The organism is Streptococcus cristatus, assembly GCF_019685515.1.
Taxonomy (GTDB): domain Bacteria; phylum Bacillota; class Bacilli; order Lactobacillales; family Streptococcaceae; genus Streptococcus.
This window is the reverse complement of record NZ_JABFFN010000001.1, coordinates 31,244-51,508: the sequence shown is the minus strand read 5'-3', so window position 1 is coordinate 51,508 and position 20,265 is coordinate 31,244. Positions and strand designations below refer to the sequence as shown.

At 38.6% G+C, this 20,265-nt stretch carries 22 protein-coding genes; 5 read left to right on the top strand and 17 right to left on the bottom strand.

What is annotated here, in order from left to right; translation table 11 throughout:
• Positions 1-9: 9 nt before the first annotated feature.
• The 5 genes from FOA33_RS00255 to FOA33_RS00235 all read right to left on the bottom strand — a co-directional run bounded on the left by FOA33_RS00255 (position 10) and on the right by FOA33_RS00235 (position 4,989).
• Positions 10-858, bottom strand: a complete 849-nt coding sequence (locus FOA33_RS00255; RefSeq protein ID WP_221161274.1) for a 3-hydroxybutyryl-CoA dehydrogenase — start codon at positions 856-858, stop codon at positions 10-12.
• Positions 859-938: 80 nt separating this feature from the next.
• On the bottom strand, positions 939-2,147 hold the full coding sequence (gene fadE / locus FOA33_RS00250; protein ID WP_084911147.1) for an acyl-CoA dehydrogenase FadE: 1,209 nt from the start codon (positions 2,145-2,147) through the stop codon (positions 939-941).
• Positions 2,148-2,403: 256 nt separating this feature from the next.
• Positions 2,404-2,952 carry a ribosome hibernation-promoting factor, HPF/YfiA family gene (gene hpf / locus FOA33_RS00245; RefSeq protein ID WP_221160268.1) on the bottom strand — a complete coding sequence of 183 codons (549 nt, stop codon included), beginning with the start codon at positions 2,950-2,952 and terminating at the stop codon, positions 2,404-2,406.
• A 79-nt stretch (positions 2,953-3,031) separates the two neighbouring features.
• On the bottom strand, positions 3,032-3,694 hold the full coding sequence (locus tag FOA33_RS00240; protein WP_221160267.1) for a ComF family protein: 663 nt from the start codon (positions 3,692-3,694) through the stop codon (positions 3,032-3,034).
• The gene (locus FOA33_RS00235) at positions 3,691-4,989 is read right to left on the bottom strand and encodes an ATP-dependent helicase ComFA (protein ID WP_221160266.1); all 1,299 of its coding nucleotides are present in this window, start codon (positions 4,987-4,989) and stop codon (positions 3,691-3,693) included. The genes FOA33_RS00240 and FOA33_RS00235 overlap by 4 nt, the downstream gene beginning before the upstream one ends.
• A gap of 56 nt (positions 4,990-5,045) precedes the next feature.
• On the opposite strand from FOA33_RS00235, the gene FOA33_RS00230 reads away from it, so the two are divergent.
• The 3 genes from FOA33_RS00230 to cysK all read left to right on the top strand — a co-directional run bounded on the left by FOA33_RS00230 (position 5,046) and on the right by cysK (position 7,151).
• The gene (locus tag FOA33_RS00230) at positions 5,046-5,681 is read left to right on the top strand and encodes a YigZ family protein (protein ID WP_221160265.1); all 636 of its coding nucleotides are present in this window, start codon (positions 5,046-5,048) and stop codon (positions 5,679-5,681) included.
• A 15-nt stretch (positions 5,682-5,696) separates the two neighbouring features.
• The gene (locus FOA33_RS00225; RefSeq protein WP_221160264.1) at positions 5,697-6,128 is read left to right on the top strand and encodes a PH domain-containing protein; all 432 of its coding nucleotides are present in this window, start codon (positions 5,697-5,699) and stop codon (positions 6,126-6,128) included.
• 96 nt (positions 6,129-6,224) lie between these two features.
• The gene (gene cysK, locus FOA33_RS00220) at positions 6,225-7,151 is read left to right on the top strand and encodes a cysteine synthase A (RefSeq protein WP_221160263.1); all 927 of its coding nucleotides are present in this window, start codon (positions 6,225-6,227) and stop codon (positions 7,149-7,151) included.
• Positions 7,152-7,424: 273 nt separating this feature from the next.
• On the opposite strand, the gene tsf is transcribed toward cysK, so the two are convergent.
• The 12 genes from tsf to yfmF all read right to left on the bottom strand — a co-directional run bounded on the left by tsf (position 7,425) and on the right by yfmF (position 18,622).
• Positions 7,425-8,465: a translation elongation factor Ts gene (gene tsf / locus FOA33_RS00215; RefSeq protein ID WP_213988648.1), complete on the bottom strand. Its 1,041-nt coding sequence runs from the start codon at positions 8,463-8,465 to the stop codon at positions 7,425-7,427.
• Between the two features lie 78 nt (positions 8,466-8,543).
• The gene (rpsB, locus tag FOA33_RS00210) at positions 8,544-9,323 is read right to left on the bottom strand and encodes a 30S ribosomal protein S2 (protein ID WP_000268477.1); all 780 of its coding nucleotides are present in this window, start codon (positions 9,321-9,323) and stop codon (positions 8,544-8,546) included.
• A 224-nt stretch (positions 9,324-9,547) separates the two neighbouring features.
• Positions 9,548-10,777 (bottom strand): peptidoglycan hydrolase PcsB, encoded by a 1,230-nt coding sequence (pcsB, locus tag FOA33_RS00205; RefSeq protein ID WP_221160262.1) that lies wholly within the window; start codon positions 10,775-10,777, stop codon positions 9,548-9,550.
• A gap of 93 nt (positions 10,778-10,870) precedes the next feature.
• The gene (gene mreD, locus FOA33_RS00200; protein WP_213988650.1) at positions 10,871-11,365 is read right to left on the bottom strand and encodes a rod shape-determining protein MreD; all 495 of its coding nucleotides are present in this window, start codon (positions 11,363-11,365) and stop codon (positions 10,871-10,873) included.
• Between the two features lie 2 nt (positions 11,366-11,367).
• Complete coding sequence (mreC, locus tag FOA33_RS00195) at positions 11,368-12,183, bottom strand: rod shape-determining protein MreC (RefSeq protein ID WP_221160261.1); 816 nt, start codon at positions 12,181-12,183, stop codon at positions 11,368-11,370.
• A gap of 60 nt (positions 12,184-12,243) precedes the next feature.
• On the bottom strand, positions 12,244-13,038 hold the full coding sequence (locus FOA33_RS00190; RefSeq protein WP_221160260.1) for an energy-coupling factor transporter transmembrane component T family protein: 795 nt from the start codon (positions 13,036-13,038) through the stop codon (positions 12,244-12,246).
• Positions 13,031-13,870: an energy-coupling factor transporter ATPase gene (locus FOA33_RS00185; RefSeq protein ID WP_221160259.1), complete on the bottom strand. Its 840-nt coding sequence runs from the start codon at positions 13,868-13,870 to the stop codon at positions 13,031-13,033. Before FOA33_RS00185 ends, FOA33_RS00190 begins: the two co-directional genes overlap by 8 nt.
• Positions 13,855-14,682 (bottom strand): energy-coupling factor ABC transporter ATP-binding protein, encoded by an 828-nt coding sequence (locus FOA33_RS00180; protein ID WP_221160258.1) that lies wholly within the window; start codon positions 14,680-14,682, stop codon positions 13,855-13,857. Before FOA33_RS00180 ends, FOA33_RS00185 begins: the two co-directional genes overlap by 16 nt.
• Positions 14,679-15,224, bottom strand: coding sequence for a CDP-diacylglycerol--glycerol-3-phosphate 3-phosphatidyltransferase (pgsA, locus tag FOA33_RS00175; RefSeq protein ID WP_221160257.1), 546 nt, complete (start codon positions 15,222-15,224; stop codon positions 14,679-14,681). The genes FOA33_RS00180 and pgsA overlap by 4 nt, the downstream gene beginning before the upstream one ends.
• Positions 15,225-15,234: 10 nt before the next feature.
• Positions 15,235-16,056, bottom strand: a complete 822-nt coding sequence (gene rodZ / locus FOA33_RS00170) for a cytoskeleton protein RodZ (protein WP_221160256.1) — start codon at positions 16,054-16,056, stop codon at positions 15,235-15,237.
• A gap of 35 nt (positions 16,057-16,091) precedes the next feature.
• On the bottom strand, positions 16,092-17,375 hold the full coding sequence (gene yfmH / locus FOA33_RS00165; protein ID WP_221160255.1) for an EF-P 5-aminopentanol modification-associated protein YfmH: 1,284 nt from the start codon (positions 17,373-17,375) through the stop codon (positions 16,092-16,094).
• Positions 17,372-18,622 carry an EF-P 5-aminopentanol modification-associated protein YfmF gene (gene yfmF / locus FOA33_RS00160; protein ID WP_221160254.1) on the bottom strand — a complete coding sequence of 417 codons (1,251 nt, stop codon included), beginning with the start codon at positions 18,620-18,622 and terminating at the stop codon, positions 17,372-17,374. Before yfmF ends, yfmH begins: the two co-directional genes overlap by 4 nt.
• Positions 18,623-18,780: 158 nt before the next feature.
• Between yfmF and yaaA the strand changes: the two genes are divergently transcribed.
• Positions 18,781-19,149 carry a S4 domain-containing protein YaaA gene (gene yaaA, locus FOA33_RS00155; RefSeq protein WP_000455881.1) on the top strand — a complete coding sequence of 123 codons (369 nt, stop codon included), beginning with the start codon at positions 18,781-18,783 and terminating at the stop codon, positions 19,147-19,149.
• Positions 19,150-19,151: 2 nt separating this feature from the next.
• Positions 19,152-20,249, top strand: a complete 1,098-nt coding sequence (gene recF / locus FOA33_RS00150) for a DNA replication/repair protein RecF (RefSeq protein ID WP_221160253.1) — start codon at positions 19,152-19,154, stop codon at positions 20,247-20,249.
• Positions 20,250-20,265: the final 16 nt, after the last annotated feature.

Here is a 20,265-nt window from a genome sequence, read left to right as displayed (position 1 = left end):
CATCAGTGTCTAGTAAGTAAAGAAACCTTCTTTTGTCTTCCGTCCCAATTTTCCTGCTTCGACCATTTTCTTAAGAAGAGGGGCAGGACGGTATTTTTGATCGCCAAACCCTTGGTTTAGGACGCCCATAATAGCCAAACAAACATCCAATCCAATCAAGTCAGCAAGAGCCAAAGGTCCAATAGGATGATTTGCACCAAGTTTCATCGCTTCATCGATTTCTTCGGCGCTAGCCACTCCTTCACCTAGAATGTAAATAGCTTCATTGATCATAGGAATCAAAATTCTGTTCACAACAAAACCATAAGAATCTTTAACATCAACTGGTGTTTTACCAATTTTCACTGTCAGTTCACGAACCGTCTGAACCACTTCTTCTGAAGTCTGCAAGGCCTTAATAACCTCTACAAGTTTCATGATTGGTGCAGGATTAAAGAAGTGCATTCCAATCACGCGCTCCTGATGTTTAGTAGCAGCAGCTATATCCGTGATTGACAAAGAGGATGTGTTTGATGCTAAGATAGTTTTAGGATCTGTCAATTCATCCAATTGTTTGAAAATATTCAACTTAATCTCACGGTTCTCAGTTGCAGCTTCAATCACCAATTGGACTTGTTTCGCATCTTCATATGAAATAGATGGAAGCAAATTGGCCAATACCTGATCCTTCTCATCCGCAGACATCCGTCCTTTTTCAACTGAACGTTCCAATTGTTTTGTGATATTATTCAAGCCTCTTTGAACAAATTCTTCTTTAATATCGTTTAAGTAAACTGTAAAACCAGCCTGAGCAAATACTTGAGCAATTCCGCTTCCCATTTGACCAGAACCAATAATCATCACCTTAGATATCATTATTTTCTCCTTCTTATTTTACAAAAATCCATTGCATGAAGCAAGAACGATTGAACAGAAATCCTTCAATCGTCCTCCTGACATTAAACAAAGGCACCTAGTCCAGTAATCTCACGACCAACAATCAAGGCATTTACTTCGTGTGAACCTTCATAGGTATAGATTGATTCAGCATCTGCAAAGAAACGTGCAACGTCTGTTTCGAGTGTAATACCATTACCTCCGCAAGTTTCACGAGCAAGGGCAACTGTTTCACGCATCACCAAGGAATTGTGCATCTTAGCAAGAGCAGAGTTAAGCATCAATTCATTCCCTTTCTCTTGCATCTCAGCAATACGAGTTGAATAAGCAATAACTGCTACAGCATTTGCTTGCATGCGAGCCAATTTTTCTTGAACAATTTGGAATTTGGCAATTGGACGTTTGAACTGTTCGCGATCTTTAGCATATTTAAGTGCTGAAACATATGATCCACAAGTTACTCCCATAGCAATGTGAGCAACGTCCGCACGAGTGAAGGTCAAGATACGGGCTACATCACCAAAACCATTGATATTTACCAAGCGGTCTGAATCTGGAACCTCCACATTCTTCATGGTGATATGGCCATTGCGGACACAACGAAGAGCGATTTTATGTGGAATTGGTTCTGCATGATATCCCGGAGCTCCCTTACGAACGATGAAACATTTCACCTTGCCATCCGCAACGTCACGAGCAAATACAGGAACGACATCCGCAGTATCTGAACCACCAATCCAGCGTTTTTCACCATTTAGAATCCACTTGTCTCCAACACGTTCTGCAGTAGTTGCAAGTCCTCCAGCAATATCAGAACCTGAAAGAGGTTCAGTCAAAGCGAAGCAACCTTGCCAATCAAATGCAGCTAGTTTTGGAAGAAATTCTTTTTGTTGACGCTCATCACCACCCAAGAGAATTGTGTTGTAGCAAAGTCCGCCATGAACGGTGTAGAATGTTGCCATAGAAGCATCGAAGCGAGCAAGTTCAAGATACAAGAAAGCAATATATAGTTCTGAAGGTTTCCAGCTGCCCTCACGTCCCTCAAACAATTTCGGATTGTTCATAATTTGAGCGCCCTTAGCCACAGCATAGAATTCTTCAAAAGGAAAATCAGGTTTTTCCCAGTATTCATTAATAACCGGACGGAGATGTTTCTCAATCAAACGGCGAGTTTCTTGTAAAACCTCTGCTTCTCCCAAAGTTAGACCATCCGCATAGTGAAAAAGGTCCTCAGGATATAGTTCGCGTAAAATTTCTTCTTTTGTTGCCATAGTCATGACTCCTTTATTTGTTATAATAGCGCTTACATTTTTGTGTTCGCTATTTGTTGACAACCCCATTCTATCCCTTGGGGTATTATTTTGTCTACTTAATAAATATAAACACCCCTATAAGTTCAGATTATAGGGGCGATTCTGGCTGTTTATCTGGCTGTTTAATCAAGGATTCCCTCGTTTTTTTTACTTATTTCCTCATAAGAAAAAGTGGTTTACAAATCAGTAAACCACTTTTTTTGTTATTTCAATTTTATGATTCTTTGACTTCTAGTAAACCAACTTCACCATCTTCACGGCGATACAAAACATTTGTTGTTTGATCTTCTACATCTACATAGATAAAGAAATCATGTCCCAATAAATCCATTTGAAGAAGCGCTTCTTCTAAATCCATTGGCTTCAAATCAATTTGTTTTGAACGAACGACTTTGGGTTGCACAACATCTGCATCTTCAACTAGAGCATCTGTAAAGAGTTGACTTGTCGCAACTTTATTTTTATTCTTACGTTCGATTTTAGTTTTATTTTTACAAATCTGACGTTCAATTTTATCTGTTACAAGATCGATAGAACCATACATATCTTGAGAAACATCTTCTGCACGAAGAGTAATAGATCCAAGTGGAATTGTTACTTCAACTTTTGCTGTTTTTTCACGGTAAACTTTCAAATTCACACGTGCATCCAACTCTTGCTCAGGTTGAAAATACTTTTCGATCTTTTCGAGTTTAGAAACTACATAATCACGAATCGCTTCTGTTACTTCTAGGTTTTCACCACGGATACTATATTTAATCATATAAGTACCTTCTTTCTAAACATTTTTGTTTTTCTAACTATATTATAGCGCTTTCATTTTCATTTTGCAAATTTTTTCCTCATCTTACAAGGGAAAAAGTTTTAACATCCAAAGCTCCTGCTTCTTCAAAAAGACGCTTCACACGATTGACAGTTGCCCCTGTTGTATAGATGTCATCAATCAGCAAAATCTTCTTAGGAAGTGTAATTCCATCTTTAATAAAAAATGGAATTTCAGTAGCTAATCGTTCTGAGCGATTCTTAGAAGAACTTGCTTTCTCTTCTCTTTTCCCTAGTAAATCTTGAAAAGAAAATCCTGCCGCCTCAACCAATCCTTCAACCTGGTTGAATCCCCTCTCAAGCAATCTTACAGGACTTAGGGGAATTACAACAAATTGATAACCTCTATACTGTTTCAGCTCCTCAGCAAGAACGGAAGCAAAAACTTTTCTAAGCAAAAAATCGCCATCAAACTTATATTGACTGAAAAAGTCTTTCATAGCTTGATTATAGGTAAAAATCGCCTTATGATCAACCTGCACTCCTTCTTTACACCAAAGTTTACAATCTTGACACTGAGTTGACACCCCTGTTTTCATACAGTTTGGACAATATTTCTCACCAATCTTCTCAAAACTAGAAGCACAAGCTAAGCAAAGATAACTGCAGTCATCCTTCAAAAGGAAGAGACTACTAAAAGTCAGCTTACACTTGGTAGTCTGTCCACATAATAAACAGTTCATAAATCTGCCTCCATGTTCATCTGCTTGATTTCCTTGATTGCCTTTTTGATGGAAGTATTTAATCCATCATGAAAGAAGAGCAACTCACCAGTTGGTCTGTCCATACTACGCCCAACTCGCCCACCAATCTGAATCAAACTAGACTTGGTAAAGAGATGATGATTAGCTTCTACTACGAAAACATCCACACAAGGGAAGGTAACCCCGCGTTCCAATATTGTCGTACTGATCAGTATTGTTAGTTCTCCATCTCGAAAAGCTTGCACTTGCTCTAATCGGTCTTCTGTCACAGAAGATACAAAACCGATATTCTCATTCGGGAAATGCACCTGTAGTATTTCTTTTAGTTTTTCACCTTTCTTAATCTCAGATGCAAAAATAAGCAATGGATAACCTGTTCTTCTCTGTTTCTCAATGTAGGTCTTTAACTTAGATGACAACTGACTTTTCTCTAAACAGCGATTAAAATCTGATAACCAGACAGGTTTAGGAATAATCAAAGGATTTCCATGAAACCGTCTCGGCAAGCTTAGCCTTTTTAACTCTCCTATTCGAACTTTCTTATCTAACTCATCAGTAGATGTAGCTGTTAAAAAGATTCTCATGCCATTCTCCTTTACACTATTCTTTACAGCATGGTAAAGCATTTGATTGTCAACATAAGGGAAGGCATCTACTTCATCCACTATCAGCAAGTCAAAAGCATGATAAAATTTTAACAGCTGATGAGTCGTTGCAACAACTAGTGGTGTTCGAAAATAGGGTTCTGACTCACCATGAAGTAGTGCTATATCACAAGCAAAGTCATTCTGCAGTCGCTTATATAACTCCAAGCAAACATCTATTCGAGGACTTACTAAACACACTGCACCACCTTCATCAATCACTTTGGCCACAACTTGATAAATCATCTCTGTCTTTCCAGCTCCTGTTACAGCGTGAACTAAAGTTGGCTCTTTCTTTTCTACTGCTCGAATCAGTCCCTCTGACACCTTCTCTTGAAAAGGTGTTAACTGGCCACGCCATTTGAGAACATCTTGCTTAGGAAAATCTTCCTGCGGAAAATAGTATAAAGCTTGATCACTCCTGACTCTCTTCATCAATAAACACTCCCTACAATAGTAAGCACCTATAGGCAAATGCCATTCTTCTAGAATCGTACTATTACAACGTTGACAAAACAGTTTCCCCTTCTCTTTTATCATTGCTGGCAGTTTCACTGCTACCTGTCGTTCTTCTTCAGTTAATTCTTTCTCAGTAAACAAGCGACCGAGGTAATTTGGATTTACTTTCATACTTTAATATTCGTAAAAATCTCGCACTTTAGGTAATTTTTTAGTACAATTAAATCATGGAATTTAGAACAATTAAAGAGGACGGGCAGGTCCAAGAAGAAATCAAAAAATCACGCTTTATCTGTCACGCAAAGCGTGTTTATAGTGAAGAAGAGGCTCGTGACTTTATCACTGCTATCAAAAAAGAACACTACAAAGCCACCCATAACTGCTCTGCTTTTATTGTAGGGGAACGCAGTGAGATTAAGCGTACGAGTGATGATGGCGAGCCCAGTGGTACTGCTGGAGTCCCTATGCTTGGCGTCTTAGAAAATCATAATCTTACGAATGTCTGCGTAGTGGTTACACGCTACTTTGGGGGAATTAAACTAGGAGCTGGTGGTTTGATCCGCGCTTATGCAGGAAGCGTAGCCTTAGCTGTCAAAGAAATAGGCATTATTGAAATCAAAGAGCAGGCTGGTATAGCCATTCAGATGTCCTACGCTCAGTATCAAGAATATGGCAATTTCCTTAGGGAACATAAACTCACGGAAATCGAGACAAACTTTACAGATCAAATTGATACTATAATTTATGTTGATAAAGAAGAGAAAGAAAATATCAAGGCTGCTCTTGTTAAGTTCTTTAATGGGAAGGTTACTTTAACGGATCAAGGTTTACGAGAAGTTGAAGTTCCTGTAAACTTAGTGTAAATAAAAGAGAAATACATGGCGTTTGGAAAATTTATTCAAGGGCTTGCTGGAAACTTTAGCGAGGAAAACAAAGAAGCTCTTATCAAAGAATATGGTCAATACCTACTAGAAAACGAAGAAATTCAAAGCGGGTATAAACTTATTCGTGATTCAATCATCTTTACAAATATCCGTATCATCTTTACAGATAAGCAGGGTGCTACTGGTCGCAAGATGTCTGTTAAGTCACTCTTTTTGATGAACATTGTTAACGTTGAAATGGAAACTGCGGGAGCAGGTATAGATGATAGTGAGATTACGATCACTTATTTAGAAAATGTCTTTCTAAAGCATTTTAGTTACCACAAATTTGAATTTCCTAAGAAAACAGATATCCTTCCCCTTTATACCTATTTACTAGAATTGGCTTATCACAATCGATTAAAAATTAATGGCTTAGAGCTTTGATATAAAAAAATCCTATCACTTCGATAGGATTTCTATATTTTACAAATAGCCTAGAGCACGTTATACTAGTATCATCTTATACAAAGAGGTATATCTATGACTATCTACAATAATATTACTGAACTAATCGGTCAAACTCCAATTGTTAAACTCAACAATATCGTTCCAGAGGGTGCTGCAGATGTTTATGTAAAACTTGAAGCTTTTAACCCTGGATCGTCAGTAAAAGACCGTATTGCCCTTAGCATGATTGAAAAAGCGAAACAAGATGGCATTCTAAAACCCGGTGCTACTATTGTTGAAGCAACAAGTGGGAATACTGGAATCGGACTTTCTTGGGTTGGTGCTGCTAAAGGATATAAAGTTGTTATCGTCATGCCTGAAACGATGAGTGTGGAACGACGTAAGATCATCCAAGCTTATGGTGCTGAACTCGTCCTCACTCCTGGTAGCGAAGGAATGAAAGGAGCTATTGCTAAAGCTCAGGAAATCGCTGCTGAACGTGACGGCTTCCTTCCACTCCAATTTAATAACCCAGCTAACCCAGAAGTACACGAAAGAACAACAGGAGCTGAAATACTGGCTGCTTTCGGTTCTGATGGACTAGATGCCTTTGTGGGTGGTGTCGGAACTGGTGGAACAATCTCAGGTGTTTCTCATGCGCTCAAAACAGCAAATTCAAGTATTCAAGTTTTTGCAGTTGAGGCAGACGAGTCAGCTATTCTGTCTGGAGAAAAACCTGGCCCTCACAAAATTCAAGGTATCTCAGCTGGATTTATTCCTGATACACTTGATACAAAGGCCTATGATGGTATCGTCCGTGTAACATCAGACGATGCTCTCGCACTTGGCCGTGAGATTGGTGGAAAAGAAGGATTCCTTGTTGGGATTTCTTCAGCTGCAGCAATTTACGGGGCAATTGAGGTTGCCAAGAAATTAGGTATAGGGAAGAAAGTCCTTGCTTTAGCACCAGATAACGGTGAACGTTATCTGTCTACAGCACTCTATGAATTTGAAGTGTAGTCTCCTAAATGCACTTAGCCCTTATTAAAGGGCTTTTTATATACTCATATAGAGCCTATTCTCTAAAACAAAGTTTTGGGGCGGATAAAGGCTTGTTGGGGTTACAAGAGATGTGATCTGAGATGTGATCTGAGAGGTAAGCGTCAAGTGAGAATTGACATGGGATTCGTACTCATGGCCAATAACCTCTTAAAATACAATAAGAGAAGGAGTCAAAATTAAAAAGCTAGAATTCCGCAATTAGAAATCTCTAGCTTTTTTGTCTCAGATTCTTTAGTTATTCAAAGCTGCTGCCATTGTAGCTGCAACTTCAGCTTCAAAATCATTTGCAGCTTTTTCGATACCTTCACCAACTTCAAAGCGAGCGAACTCAACTACTGAAGCATTTACTGATTCAAGGTAAGCTTCAACTGTCTTACTGTCATCCATGATGTAGACTTGTGCAAGAAGTGTGTATGCTTGGTCAACTTTAGTGTTGTCAAGCATGAAGCGATCCATTTTACCTGGGATGATTTTGTCCCAGATTTTTTCGGGTTTGCCTTCTGCAACCAATTCAGCTTTGATATCTTCTTCAGCTTGAGTAATCACTTCATCAGTCAATTGAGCTTTTGATCCATATTTCAAGTGTGGAAGAGCTGGTTTACCAACCATTGCACGGCTATCATTATCTTGGTCAATCACGTGGTTCAATTGTGCCAACTCATCTTTAACGAACTGCTCATCCAATTCTTTGTAAGAAAGAACTGTTGGTTTCATCGCAGCGATATGCATTGAGATTTGTTTAGCAAGTGCCTCATCTCCACCTTCGATGACAGAGATAACACCGATACGTCCACCATTGTGTTGGTATGCTCCAAAGTGTTGTGCATCTGTTTTTTCAAGCAAAGCAAAACGACGGAATGAGATTTTTTCACCGATTGTAGCTGTTGCAGATACATAGGCTGCTTCAAGAGTTTCACCTGAAGGCATTGTCAAGGCAAGAGCTTCTTCGTTGTTAGCTGGTTTTCCTTCAGCAATTACTTTAGCTGTAGCATTTACCAACTCAACGAATTGAGCATTTTTTGCAACGAAGTCAGTTTCAGCATTTACTTCAACTACTGCTGCAACGTTACCGTTAACAAATACACCAGTCAAACCCTCAGCTGCAACACGGTCAGCTTTCTTAGCTGCCTTAGCCATACCTTTTTCGCGAAGCAATTCGATTGCTTTTTCGATATCACCTTCAACTTCAACCAATGCTTTCTTAGCGTCCATAACACCAGCACCAGATTTTTCACGCAACTCTTTAACAAGTTTAGCTGTAATTTCTGCCATTTTGATTCTCCTATATTTTTTAAAAATAGGAGAGCCGGGCTAAGCCCCGCCCTCCTAGGTAATGATTACTTATTTGAATTAAGCGTTGTCGCCTTCTACAACTTCAACGATTTCTTCGATTGAATCAGCTTGAGCTTCTGAAGCTGCAAATTCAGCTTCAACTGCTGTCGCGTCTTCGCCTTGACGTCCTTCGATGATAGCGTCAGCCAATTTAGCTGTGATTAATTTAACCGCGCGGATAGCATCATCGTTAGCTGGGATGATTACATCGATATCGTCTGGATCAGTGTTTGTGTCAACCATCGCTACAACTGGGATTCCCAATTTTTTAGCTTCTTTAACAGCGATTTGTTCTTTATGTGGGTCAACTACGTACATTACATCTGGGATACGAGGCATGTCTTCGATACCACCCAAGAATTTTTCAAGACGTGCACGTTGTTTGTTAAGAAGTGCAACTTCTTTCTTAGGAAGAACATCAAAGATTCCTTCTTCTTCCATGCGTTTGATTTCTTTCAAACGAGCAATACGTTTTTGGATAGTTCCCCAGTTAGTAAGAGTTCCACCCAACCAACGGTGGTTGATGTAGTATTGACCTGAACGTTCTGCTTCTTCCTTAACAGCATCAGCAGCTTGTTTCTTAGTACCAACAAACAATACAACTGCATCGTTAGCTGCAGCATCACGCATGAAGTCGTATGCTTGGTCAGCGTATTTTACAGTTTGTTGCAAGTCGATAACGTGGATTCCGTTACGTTCAGTGAAGATGTACTTAGCCATCTTAGGGTTCCAGCGACGAGTTTGGTGACCAAAGTGTACACCAGCCTCAAGAAGTTGTTTCATTGAAATTACTGCCATGAGTATTTCTCCTTTTTGTTTTTTTCCTCTTCTTGATTTCAACTTGCAAAACGACCCGAGGGCAACAGTTTCACAATTCATCAAGAATGAGTATTATCGTTTACACGACAAGTTTCATTCTACCACATTTTAGCGATATTTTCAAGTGATTTTGATGGATTTCTGTCTTACTCTCGATTAAAAATAATAAAAGAGACTCAAATCGAGCCTCTTCGTTTCATTCATTAGTTTGGATAAATGTAAGTAACATAACCTTCAGATGTTGTAGTTGGGTTGAACCATCCACGTTTGTTACCGATTGTACGATCTCCACCATAGTTTGATTCTGATACTTGAATGCTAGTTGATGATGAAACTGCTGTAACAACCGCTACGTGTCCATAGCCACCATCATTCCAACATGCAATCGCACCAACTTGTGGTTGAGAACCAGTACGGAAACCTGCAGCTGCTGCACTTGTAGCCCACTGTGCTCCGTTACCCCAGTAATCTCCAGCCCAAGGTGCTAATGTTTTAGCTCCCCAAGTACATTCACCAGTTGGATAACTTGAAGCATTTGTACTGTATGTTGGACGTTGTCTAGTAGGAGTCGGAGTAGGTGCTGGAGTGTAGCTTGAGTCCTCGTCGTCAGATGCTGATGCTGATGCTGACGCTGATGTAGATGTTGCTTGCACTTGAGCTGAGAAACTTGTGTTTCCAGAAGCAACAATTGATTGTTGTTGACTTGTTTGACGTGCTTTATAAGCTGCCTCTGCTTCAGCTGCTGCTTTCGCTTCTGCCTCTGCTGCTGCTTTTTGTTCCAATAAGGTAGCTTTCTCGCCTTCTGCAGTAGCTTTCTCTGCAGCAAGGTTCAACTCAGCAACTTTTAACTCCGCCTGTTTTGTTGTCAATGTTTGTGCATCGTCAGCAAGCGTTTGTTGGTTCGCAATGACAGTATTGATTGCTTCATTATTTGCAACTTGTTTTTCTGAGATTGATTTTTTATCAGCTTTTTGTTGCTCTAACATTTTGTTGTTAGCCGATACAATCTCACTCATAGCCGCAACACGGGAAATAGCCTCTGTAATTGATTTTGAATTTACAATTGTATTGATATAGCTAGTTGCAGCACCGTTTGTTTGTGCGCTACGTGCTTGTTTTTCCAAAGATTCATTACGTGCAACAATGTTCTTAGAGAGCTCTGTAATTTCTCCTTCAAGTTTTTTAGATTCCGCTTGTAGTGTTTCATTTTCAGCTTGCAAGTTTGTTTGCTGTGTTTGAATGGCTGTAACTTGCGTTTGGATTTCATCTACCTGTTTTTGAGCTTCTTTTTGTTGAGCCGTCAAGTCACTAATCTTACTATCTTGAGCAGCAATTTTTTCATCAGTTGTTTCAGCGTGAACAGTTGTTAACACCGCCACTTGAGACACTAATACTGTACTTAATAAAAGTGACGCTAAGATTTTTTTCTTCATATTGTGTAGATACTCCTTCTATTTAAGACATTACTAGTATACCAAAAAAAGACATAATAAATATTACGCCTTTGTTACATTTTTATTTCTTTCTTATAGATAATATTTTTCAAAAATATACTGGAAAATCACCATCCACAAAAAGTTTAAAATCATTGATGGGACAAGACTGTAGACAATGAAAACTGGCATTGATTCTACTGTCAGTCCCATAGCAAGGGCCAGGAGATAACTACCCATGTCAAATAGGAAGCTCATCACAACTATTGTTAACATTCTCGTCCAACGGTTCAACAAAGTCACACTATTAAACTTGTGAAGTGAGGCACCTATCAAGATAAATAAAAGTGTCGCAATTCCTATCAAGTGGAAAAAATAGATATCGTACACCAAACCTGCCATACAGCAATAAGCTAGATAGAAGTATTCTGATACCTCAATTGTCTCAAACAAGAGAAATAAAAACAGGAAATGACTGGCTAAGTGAAAATGTGGATAAAAGGATTCTACTAATTGACCAATATGTGCATCAATTAGCACAAGAAAAGGAAGTAAAAAGAAAATACCAACTTGTTTTAACAGTCTCATTGCTAATTCCCCACTAACTCTACCACATGAAGATCTTTAGTATCAGCACTTAACTTTACTGTTACCTCTCGTGTTAGATAATCACTGCTATGAGTTGTAGCAACAACCTCTCCAACAGGAATATCCTTAACATTAAAGTTTCCAAGCCCCCCTGTAGTCACCCTATCTCCGGCACTAATGTCGTTGTTACTGTTTAATTGACTAATTTTAAGAAGTTCGGTTTCTTTGTCATAACCAACGATAATTCCGTAAATTTCAGTAGAACCATGCAAGATTTTAACGGAAATTTTATCCGAATTTTCGGTATTTGTCAATAGGTTGACAGTCGTTGAATGATCCTCCACTTTTGAAACACTGCCAATCAAGCCCCCATTTGCAATGGCCAACATATTTTCAGAAGCACCCTTTGAACTTCCTGCATCTATCGTTAACTCTTGCTTCCAAAATACCGGTGAACGCGTAATTACATCTGCTGCTATGTTTTTTGTAGCCTGCAATTTTGACTTCATATCCAGCAACTGACGTAGTTGTTCATTTTCATTTTTTAAACTTTCTGATTGATTAGATTCTACCTCTAGTTGATAGAGCTGTTTTTTTAGACTTTCGTTTTCATTGTAAGTCCGTGCCAAATGTCCCAAATCTGATTTGAAAGTATCAAACCACTGAAAAGGTTTTTGAACAATTCTATCTACTAAGGAAATCCCATCTCCTAGTTTCGTCACAATAGCGCTTGAATAGGTTGTCACTAATAGTACAGAAACTGCCAGAACTGTGACAAAAACGATGATTAGATATTTTGATTTTTTAAAACGGTTCATATTCCTACCTTTATACTAAAAACCTGCTACTGTGAACTTCTTATCAATCCTACAAACCTGCTAAGATTTTAAGAAAAATAAGAAACATCCCAGTACCAAAATCACAAGAATTACCAGTGTATCCTTTTGACTCCATCTCAACTGTCTATACTGACTTCTACCCTTTCCTCCCTGATAGCCACGTGCTTCCATGGCTATTGCCAATGAATCTGCACGCTTTAAGCTCGTCGCAAAAAGAGGAATTAAAATTGGAATCATAGCCTTTACTTTTTGAACGATGCTACCTTCACCAAAGTCAACTCCACGGGCTTTTTGAGCATTCATAATTCTCGTCGTGTCATCCATCAAAGTTGGAACAAAACGCAAACTCATTGATAACATCAGACCAATTTCATGAACGGGAACTTTCACGCGTTTCAGCGGTGCTAAAAGAGCTTCAACTGCAGCTGCCAGACTCAAAGGCATGGTCGTTAAGGTTAGCAAGGTTGAAAAGAAAATAATCAACACAAAACGACAGAAAATGATTCCTGCTTGTTGCAAAGCATAATCCGTTATTCTTATAAAAGAAAACTCAAATAGGACATTTCCACTCGAAATGAAAAAAAGCTGAAAAAGAGTTGTAAAAGCAATCAGGAAGAACATGGATTTTAATCCCTGAACGAAAAATGAGAGAGAAACGCCTGACAAAGCGATAAATATACCTGTCGCTATAAACAGAATGAGATTGGTGAGAGGATTATTGGCCCAAAATACAATCAAAATCAGCAGAATCATGGCAAGCAATTTACTACGTGGATCCAAACGATGAATGATGGAATCCCCCGGTATATAACGCCCTAAAATCATACTATCCATTTAGCGACTCCTTAAACTCCTCTATCTTGATTGGCAGTTTTTTAAAAGCTACACCCCTATCTGCCAAACGTTTACAAAAGGCTGTGATTTTAGGCACACCTAACTGTACTTTTTCCATAGAGGCTACATCTTGGAAAACTTCGCACGGTTTGCCACTTTTGACCAAACGCCCCTTTTCCATAACATAGACCTGATCAGCATATGCAGCTACATCATCCATCAAATGCGTTACCAAGACGATTGTCATTCCAGAAAGGTGGAGTTCTTTAAACAAGGTCATCAATTCTTTTCTGCCCAAAGGATCTAGCCCTGCTGTCGGCTCATCCAAAACCAAGACAGTTGGCTCCATGGCCAGCATACCTGCTATAGCCACACGTCTCATTTGGCCACCCGAAAGTTCAAAAGGACTGCGCTCAAAGAGTGACTCATCGATACCTACCAAGGCTAACTTTTCACGCGCAATTTTCTTGGCCTCTTCCTCAGAAACTCCAAAATTTTGCGGTCCAAATGCAACATCTTTCAAAACAGTCTCTTCGAAAATCTGATTTTCAGCAAATTGAAACACTAGACCAACTTGCTTTCGAATCTGACGAATTTCTTTATTGGTTGATGTAGGGGTAATGACGGTATCAAAAACTCGAACAGAACCCCTACTTGGTACCAGTAAGCCATTTAAAAGCTGTAAAATCGTTGATTTCCCACTACCTGTGTGCCCTACTAAAGCTGTATAGGAGCCGTCCTCAATCGTCAAGGAAACATCAGTCAAGGCTGATGAAGATAGGGGGGTCCCCTCTTGATAAGTAAAGCTCACATTTTCTAGAGTAATTCCCATAACTTGTCCTCTAGCTCTCCTTCTGTCAAATAGCCATCCGGCAACTGATAACCAGTCTCTCTCAAAGATTCTTTCAATTGATTAGCAAAAGGCTCATCTAACCCTATCTGGTCAAGGTCATCCCGAGAAAAAAGTTCTCTTGGGCTACTGGTTGACTCCACTTGGCCTTTTTTCATGACTAAGACACGGTCACTCATCGCAACTTCCTCTAAATCATGTGTAATGGAGACGACTGTCATCTGGTGATCTTTTCGAATCTCTTGAACTGTCTGAATCAGTTCGCTGCGTCCCTCAGGATCCAACATACTTGTAGCCTCGTCCAGAATTAAAATAGCAGGTCTCAAGGCAACAACTCCTGCAATAGCCACCCGTTGTTTTTGTCCACCAGATAAACGAGCTGGTTCTCTCTTCTTAAAGTCCAGCATACCTACCAACTCCAAAGATTCAGCCACTCTCTTCTTCATTTCTTCTCGAGGAAGTCCCTGATTTTCTAAGCCAAAGGCGACATCATCTTCAACAGTTGCCCCCACAAATTGATTATCTGGATTTTGAAAAACCATACCAATTTGACGACGCAAGTCCCAAACATTCTCAGAGGACAGCAATTGCCCATCTATCCAGATTTCCCCAGACTCTGCTTCGAGCAAGCCATCAATCAAACGGATAGTTGTTGACTTCCCACTCCCATTATGACCTACAATCGAAAGCCATTCTCCCCGTTTCACGTGAAACGAGACATTATTAACATCATAATGATCCTGGTCTTCTTTGTAACGAAAAGACAGATCTTTTACTTCAATAATCGATTTCATTTCGAACCAAATGTCCCTTTGAATACATGAGCGCTACCCTTGAAATAATCATAGCCAGAGTAGATAGTGAAAAACAAAGCTATATAAAGCAACAGCTGACCAATTAAATTCCAATGTAAGAGCAAAAAGATAATGGCAAACATCTGACTAAAGGTCTTGATTTTCCCTGGCATTGCTGCCGCCAGAACCGTTCCACCCGTCTCAACAAGCAACAAACGCAAGCCTGTCACCGCAAGTTCACGACAGATGATAATAGCAACAACCCAAGCTGGAACCATACCTAACTCAATCAACATGATAAAAGCTGACATAACCAATAGCTTATCGGCCATCGGATCAGCAAACTTTCCAAAATTGCTGACTACATTCCATTTACGAGCAAGGTAGCCATCAAGATAATCCGTTATACTAGCAACTGCAAAGATGATCGCTGCCAGCAAATGACTGCCTTGTGAATGGCCCAAAGTCAAAATAAGAATAAAGAGAGGTATAAAGAGAATTCTACCAATTGTTAATACATTAGGGATTTGTTCTTTTTTCATTGGTTCTTCCTTAATCTGTAGTGAATGTAAGTGTTACAGTTCCAGTCTGAGTTGTCAGCTTCGAGGTATCGATTGTTTGATTGTCCACAGTCAAAGTAACTCCCTTTACCACACCCAAAGTAATAGTTACAGAATCTTTCGTTGAGACTGTTGTTTTTGCATTCTTATTGTCTGTGGATAGTGTCACACCACCTTCCAACTCACTTCCCGAAACACTAACCCAGCTAGTCGTATCTGAAACTGCCAGCTGAACAGTAGCTGTTTCCTTACTCGTTTTATAGAGAGCTTCAATGCGGTTTCCTTCGCCTGACACTGTAATAGTTGATTCCGTAGTAGAAGATGAACTAGACGTCTGACTACTAGAAGATGAACTAGTTGAGGTTGTGGAACTAGTTGAGCTCACAACACTATAATTTGCAGAAGAAGGACTTGGCTGAGTTTGGATGTAGTTCCAGACATAGTAAGTCACAAAAATTAAAATCGACAAAGCAAATAACACAAAATAAAACAAAGGGAGATAAGACGTTTTTTTCTTATTTGATCGTCTACGACCAGACAGGTCTTCTTCATCAACATCGACCTCTTCATAGGTGATCATACTACCTGAATCATAGGCATCCAGTACAATTCTTTCATCTAACTCTACTGCCCAAGCATATTTTCTTAAAAAAGAACGAGCGTAGAAAGTACTAGGAAGTTGATCAAAATCATCTGCCTCCATAGCTTCTAGAAAATGCAACTGAATTTCAGTTTTTTCCTGCAATTCTTCTAAACTCAATCCCTGGTTAATTCTAGCTAAACGTAGAACCTCGCCAATTGTTTTTTTTCTCATACGTACCATTCCTTCTTTCTAGTATTAGTCATCTTTTAAGCTGGAAAGATTGTAAAATCAACTAGATCACCATTATCAATCAAACGATGTCCAGCTTCTAGAACATCCTCCAAAGTAATTTCCTGTAAAATTTTCGGAAAATCAAAAATTGTTTCTCCGCGATCCATAGGATCGTATTGAGTTGCAATAAATTCCAAGGAGTTCATACTACTGAAAAATTCTCCAAACATCTCACTCTTAACAAGATCGAGATGCTCCTCAGTAATATCTGCATCACTACTAAACTGACGAATCGCTTTCCGAAATTGGTGCGACAGAGAAACAGGCTCTTTGGTATCCATTGTCAATATCACAAAATGAAAGCGACTGTTGACTTCAACCTCAAGTGACAATGACGCATCTAACTTCCCAGTCTCATATAACTTTTGAAAACGATCTGAGGTCCAGCCAAACATCATCGTAAATAGCAATTTCAATAAAATATTGTAACGATAAGACTCCTCTTCCGTTATTTGACCAGTTCCTCTAATCGCAACAGCAAGTTTGGGTGAAGAAACTTCCATCCGAAGACTATCTGTTTGCTTCACAGGCTGCAAAGGTAGTTTCTCTTTTGTAACTGTAAACTGTTCTAAAGTCTTCTTTTCCTTTTTCGAAAAGTATTCCTCTACAACTTTTACATCAATATTTCCAACCAAAAACAATGACATATTGACAGGTTTGTAAAACTCTGTAAAGTTCTCTTTTAAATTTGAAACTTGAATCTCAGAAATTGATTTTTCACTTCCAACAATATCTGTTGCTAAAGGAGTATCAGGATAAAGGTTGGCTAATGTTGCAAAAAACAAGCGTGAGTCTGGATCGTCTTGATACATTTCTCGTTCTTGCTGGATAATATCCTGTTCTCTCAAAACAGACTCTTCTGTAAAATGAACATCTCCGACTAACTCAATTAGCAAATCTAAATTCTCTAATAGATGGTCAATTGTTGAAAAAAGATAGCTGGTCTTAGTAAAGCTTGTAAAGGCATTACTGTCCGCACCTAATCGAGTAAAAGCTGCCATCATATCCTCAGAATTTTCTCTTTCAAACAATTTATGTTCAAGAAAATGTGCAATTCCTGCTGGATGATGACGTAAACCTTTGTCTAAACTTGTATAAGTTGCATCTACGGAACCAAATTGAACCATTACAATCCCATAAACCTCATTGAAATCTTGTTTAGGGAGTAAAGAAACTGTCAATCCATTTGACAATTGTGTTTTGTAGACTGTTTCCTTTACAGCAGGATAGTATTTTTCTTCAAAAATAGCCTTTGTCATTCTACTCCTTCCATAAAGTAAATCGCCTGTAACTTCAAACTGTTGGCAGCTTTACATACAGCTTCTTTATCAACACTCTCTAATTTTGCCACCAATCGATCCATATCAAAGCTTGATTTCCCCAATAGAGCATTCAAATAGGCTCTTTCAACCAGGGTCTGTTGATTATCTTGAGCCATCAACAAAGATCGTCGAATCATCTCCTTGGTTTGTTCAAGTTCAAAATCTGTAAAGTTGCCCTTTTTCAGATCTAGCAATTGATGATTCATCATTTTTCTAGCCCGATTTCGATTTTCTCTATCAATACCCGCATACATCCTTAACAGACCACTAAACAAATCCAATTGACTAGAGACTGTATAGGCTATTCCAGCATTTTCACGAACATTTGCAAAGAGTTTCGAATGTGCAAATTCACCCAACAGACCATTCATGACAAGCATGGGCAAATGCTCATCATCGCCATATTTTACAGGAGAATGATAGCCCATTTCCAAAATAGATTGCCCAACATTTCTCTGAACCATTCCTTCTTGTAGAACATTCGAATAAGACTGATGGTACTTGATAGTAACATCGCCCTTTCTAGCTGTGAAGGGCAATGATTTCAGCGATTCTGTAATTTCTACTTCATTAAAATCACCTAAGAAAAAGAAATCAATTCGATCATTTTTCAGAGCATCTTGAAAGCAAGTGTAGCTACTTTTTGGAGACTCATTTGAAATGCTATTTCGTAAATCATTGTATCTCAATTGAAGACGCTCATCATGGAAGAACAAGTTATCCAACTCCTTATGAGCAAAATAAAATGAGTCATCCATATCAGTAGCTAAACTAGCCAATGACTGTTTTCTTTCAATTTCAAATAAGACTGGCTCAAAAGCACCATCTTGAACTAAGGGAGCAAATAAAGTCTGTTTGACCAATTCCAAAATTCGAGAAGTCAAGACATTCTTTTTACTTAAAAAATCATCCTGCACATAGGTAAATGTTAAGTCAAGAACATGCGCCTGTCCTCTACGATAAGCACTTGTGGAAATATCAGTTCCATATAAACTTGCCAAGTATCTGCGAAATACTTGTGATGTTGGGTAAACTTGATTTGCCGTCTCCAACATACTTGCACTTAACATGCGTCCTGCTATCGTCTCAAGAGATAAGGGAGCAGTAAAACGAATAGTGATTTTATTTGTTTTAAACTTTTTGGATTGAACAAAATGTGCTGAAATTCCAGGCACTAACTCCATACCTTACCTCCTTACATATAGAGTTCTATTATATCACGAAAAGGAAAATATTTCTTATTCTCTTTACCGCTTTTAAAATAAAAATCGTTTTCATTTTCAGTGATTTCGCTCACTTAATTCTAAGAAATATGGTATAATACCTTAGATTGAGGTGAATTATGGAATACAAATTATTTGAAGAATTTATTACGCTCCAAGCCCTCCTAAAAGAGCTTGGAATTATACAAAGCGGTGGTGCTATTAAATCTTTTTTGATGGAACATCAAGTTTCCTTTAATGGTGAATTAGAAACTAGACGTGGGAAAAAAATCCGTATAGGAGATGTAATTGACATCCCTGATTTAAAGATTGACATCACCTTGACACAACCAAGTTTAAAAGAGCAAGAAGAATACCAAGCAGATAAGATTGAAAAAGAGCGGATTGCTAAACTTGTCAAAGAGATGAATAAGGGTGTTAAGAAAGAAAAACAAAAAACTGCTTTATCCCCTAAAACCAAACAAGCTCCACGTTTTCCAGGAAGATAATCATGTGGCTCCAACATTTAACAATAAAAACCTTTCGCAACTACAAAGAGACGAAAATTGATTTCAATCCAAAACTAAATGTCTTTTTAGGCCAAAATGCACAAGGAAAGACCAACATTCTAGAAGCAATCTATTTCTTGGCCTTAACACGTAGTCATCGGACTCGGACAGATAAAAATCTCATTCATTTTGATGAAGAACAACTCCATCTTTCTGGCTTGCTACAGAAAAAAACAGGCTCTATCCCTTTAGAAATTGATTTAACACCAAAAGGGCGTGTAACTAAAGTCAATCACTTAAAACAAGCTCGTCTCTCAGACTACATCGGACATATGAATGTGGTTCTCTTCGCACCTGAGGATCTCCAGTTAATTAAAGGAGCCCCCTCCGTTCGTCGAAAGTTTATAGACATTGAACTGGGACAAATTAAACCAATCTACTTGTCAGACTTATCAAACTATAACCATATACTCAAACAAAGAAATACCTACCTAAAATCCAGCCAGAAGATTGATGAAACATTTCTGTCAGTCTTAGATGATCAGTTAGTAGAGTATGGTTGTCGCGTTATAAAGCATCGGATAAAATTCATTAAAGACTTAGAGAAATTTGGTCAAACAAAACACTTAGAAATATCAAATAAATTAGAAGAGTTGTCAATATCTTATCAATCGTCTGTCAACTTCACTGATGAAGAGCAGCTAACGAACTCTTTTAAAATGGCTTTAGAGAAAAGCAGATCCAGAGACTTATTTAAAAAGAATACTGGAGTTGGCCCTCATCGAGATGACATTGCTTTCTATATCAATGGTATGGATGCTAGTTTTGGAAGCCAAGGTCAACATCGTAGTCTTGTACTTTCTATCAAACTAGCAGAGATTGAGCTAATGGAAAGTATTACCAATGAGTCTCCGATACTACTGCTTGATGATGTTATGAGCGAACTTGACAATACGCGGCAACTAAAATTACTAGAAACCATTTCTCAATCTATCCAAACCTTTATCACAACAACAAGTTTAGACCACTTACAAAATTTACCAGAAAACCTTAGTATTTTCAATATTCAAAATGGTAAAATTTCTGTAAATCAACATTGACAACACTGTAAACAAA